Consider the following 3,169-nt stretch of genomic DNA (forward strand, 5'->3'; position numbering starts at 1 on the left):
GGATGATCCGTCGGCTTTCTCACTGTCGGTCAGGTAGATGCCGTTTGCCCCGCACTCGCGGGATGATCCGATGTTCGCGTTGTCGAGGCTTATTTTCACCTTGTTTGCCCCGCACTCGCGGGATGATCCGTACACGGACACCACGCTGCGTGTCATCGACAAGTTTGCCCCGCACTCGCGGGATGATCCTCGTTGCGCCAAATGGATGTACGGTATGACCTGGTTTGCCCCGCACTCGCGGGGATGATCCGAGTTCAACGGCCGTGCGGTGCACGACGGTCGTGTTTGCCCCGCACTCGCGGGATGATCCGACGTATCATCAACCGGACATCGGGCTTGGCCGGTTTGCCCCGCACTCGCGGGGATGATCCGTCGCCGTTCGGCCGCGCGAGTCCATACACAAGTTTGCCCCGCACTCGCGGGGATGATCCGTCAAAACCGTGACCGGGATCGATCTGGCCGGGGTTTGCCCCGCACTCGCGGGGATGATCCGTCGTGCGCCTGCGTGACTTCGACGTTGGTTACGTTTGCCCCGCACTCGCGGGGATGATCCGGACGACGCATGAGCATCGACCTGACACAACAAGTTTGCCCCGCACTCGCGGGGATGATCCGCAGCGCATCGTGCCCATCGGCGACGACCTCGCGTTTGCCCCGCACTCGCGGGGATGATCCGTCATGCGTGGCCGCGTATGTCGCCGTGGCGTAGTTTGCCCCGCACTCGCGGGGATGATCCGAACAACCAACCCGCATGGGTGAGGCTCAGTTGGTTTGCCCCGCACTCGCGGGGATGATCCATGTACTGGGTGATCTCCGAGATCTGCTCGAACGTTTGCCCCGCACTCGCGGGGATGATCCGCCGAGCAGAAGTCGCACGTTGTAAGAGACATAGTTTGCCCCGCACTCGCGGGGATGATCCGCATGACGCGGCCGGTCTCAAGCGTGCCGGAATGTTTGCCCCGCACTCGCGGGGATGATCCGTACGCGGTGTTGCCGAATACCGAGTTGTCGTCGTTTGCCCCGCACTCGCGGGATGATCCGATATTGGACAACGACGGCGGCAAGAACCGTTTGTTTGCCCCGCACTCGCGGGGATGATCCGTCTTGAACCTACGCATATGATAGCCGATTCACGTTTGCCCCGCACTCGCGGGGATGATCCGGCGAGTTGTCTGGTGAACGGGTCGAGCGTGTCGTTTGCCCCGCACTCGCGGGGATGATCCGCATGTGCTGTCATAGCTATTATGATAGCACATGTTTGCCCCGCACTCGCGGGGATGATCCGTTATGACTAGGAAGACTGCTATGACTCGTTGGGTTTGCCCCGCACTCGCGGGGATGATCCGCTGCCAGTTGAGACCCGCCTTGGCGGCGAAGCCGTTGGCGGCGAATCCCTGTTCGGCGAGCTTCTGGCCGAGCAGTGCGACATCGGCCGCATAGTCCGTGCCGGTGCCTTCGGCGACGATGTTCTTCGCGGCGGTCGCACCTGCGAACACGTCGGTTCCCCACGTGGTCGGCTTGTCCACGCCGAACAGTGCGGCCTGATCGATCTTCTTGCCGAACGCTTCGGCGATCAGCGGTTTGATCGCCGCCCACAGGTCGATGTCGGCGTCCTCGACCACGGAATCCGGGATCGGTACGAGCACGGCGAGTTCCTCGGCTGTGATGCTCACGTCCTCCCAATCGGTCTTCGTGGTCTGCTTGAGACCGCCTTCCTTCACCCAGTAGGCGTCAGGCAGGCTGGCGAGCACGGGCTGCGTCTTCTTGAGCTTGCTCATGGTGACGCGGCGTGCGCGCGTGGCGATGACCGACTGCTGTGGAAGGGTTTGGATGATCTCGGTGGAGCGTTCGCTCGGAATGAGCGCGTCACCAAGGTCGGAGCGTTTGATGGCGCTGGCGAAATTCTCAGCCATGATAAATTCCTTTCAAAAACTTAGTGGTTGTTGAGGATGGCTTCGCGAATGAAATCCGTATGGTGTGATCCGGTCGGGTCGGAGCCGCCTTTGGGTTCACGGTGCAACGGGTTCATGTGCTTCGGCTCGGTTTCCTTGTTGGAGCCGATGCGCGAGGCGAGCTTGGCTGCACGTTCCATGAGCTCCTGTTCCGTGCCGGTACCGAGGAACGTCATGTCATCGTCGGTCAACGTCGGGTATTTGGCTTGGATCTGGGCGAGCGTGCGCTCCTGTCGCACCTTCTCCAGCTCCTCCCTTGCCTCGGCTAGGTCGCGGTCGGCTTTCTCCTTGTCGGAGAGTTTCTCGTCCTCGTAGGCGCGGTTCTTCTCCTTGAGCCCCTTGTTCTCCTCACGCAGGTTCTGCACGAGCTTCCATGCCTTCGAGGCGTCGAAATCGTCACCCCACGGGTTATCCGGCTTCTGGTTGTCCTCCTGTGACTGGCCGGTCTGCGTTTCCTCCCCGGTCTCCGGTTCGGTCGTTTCCGGCTCGTCGGTCTGGTTGTCGGCCATGGTGCCATCCTTTCTGATTGATGTTTCACGCCCGTCCTGCGGGCAATAAAAATCCCCGACGGCCACTGGCCGACGGGGAAAAGAATTCAATGCGATTATTGTTGACTATTCAAAAGATTCGCGAATATTTGAATCTCTGGATAATCCTTGTTCTTCGTGAGTTGTCTCACGGAATCAGGGAATTTCCGAAGCAAATCCGGGTTATCATGTGCGAGATCCAATGCCCTCACCACCGCAAGATCAGGCTCTCCAACGTCAATGAATGTCTCCAGATCCTCATTGGGATACACGGGTTTGATTATGTCTATGCATTGCTTGGCGATCTCGAACAATTGCGTATACATGTCGTCCATGCCGATCACCTCCACTTCTTTTTGTTGGAGAATCCAACTTCTATTCTACCGTTTTCCGTCACCCTCACAACACCGACGCCGCCTGCTGGGAAAGCTCGATCGATCTCATACAACCCGTTTCGTAAAAACGCTTGGATTTCGATTTGCACATCATCGACGACGTTTGCCCCGCACTCGCGGGGATGATCCGTGCGATCTGGCTACCGTGTTCGCCGCGCACCGGTTTGCCCCGCACTCGCGGGGATGATCCCTCATGCCGTCCATCGCGTCCATCATGCTCTCGTTTGCCCGCACTCGCGGGATGATCCGGCGCGCAACGCGGGGAGCATGCGTTCGGTGACGTTTGCCCGCACTC

General features: G+C 59.7%; 2 protein-coding genes, 1 pseudogene and 2 CRISPR repeat arrays. All 3 genes and pseudogenes read right to left on the bottom strand.

The window, feature by feature from the left end; all coding sequences use genetic code 11:
- The first annotated feature begins 343 nt into the window (after window positions 1-343).
- Window positions 344-982: a CRISPR direct-repeat array (repeat unit 29 nt; unit sequence GTTTGCCCCGCACTCGCGGGGATGATCCG).
- Between the two features lie 91 nt (window positions 983-1,073).
- Window positions 1,074-1,346: a CRISPR direct-repeat array (repeat unit 29 nt; unit sequence GTTTGCCCCGCACTCGCGGGGATGATCCG).
- A 99-nt stretch (window positions 1,347-1,445) separates the two neighbouring features.
- Window positions 1,446-1,913 (bottom strand): annotated as a pseudogene (locus GSD1FS_RS10470) (phage major capsid protein); the annotation flags it as partial.
- A 20-nt stretch (window positions 1,914-1,933) separates the two neighbouring features.
- A complete protein-coding gene (locus tag GSD1FS_RS09460; protein WP_155589379.1) occupies window positions 1,934-2,461 on the bottom strand; it encodes a hypothetical protein in 528 nt (175 codons plus the stop codon).
- A gap of 95 nt (window positions 2,462-2,556) precedes the next feature.
- On the bottom strand, window positions 2,557-2,823 hold the full coding sequence (locus tag GSD1FS_RS09465) for a hypothetical protein (protein WP_155589380.1): 267 nt from the start codon (window positions 2,821-2,823) through the stop codon (window positions 2,557-2,559).
- Window positions 2,824-3,169 lie beyond the last annotated feature (346 nt).

The sequence above is a fragment of the Bifidobacterium canis genome (assembly GCF_009727065.1).
Taxonomy (GTDB): Bacteria; Actinomycetota; Actinomycetes; order Actinomycetales; family Bifidobacteriaceae; genus Bifidobacterium; species Bifidobacterium canis.

Excerpts from the sequence above, each read along its gene's own strand:
- GSD1FS_RS09460 (WP_155589379.1), bottom strand. The coding sequence starts at position 2,461 with ATGGCCGACAACCAGACCGACGAGCCGGAAACGACCGAACCGGAGACC.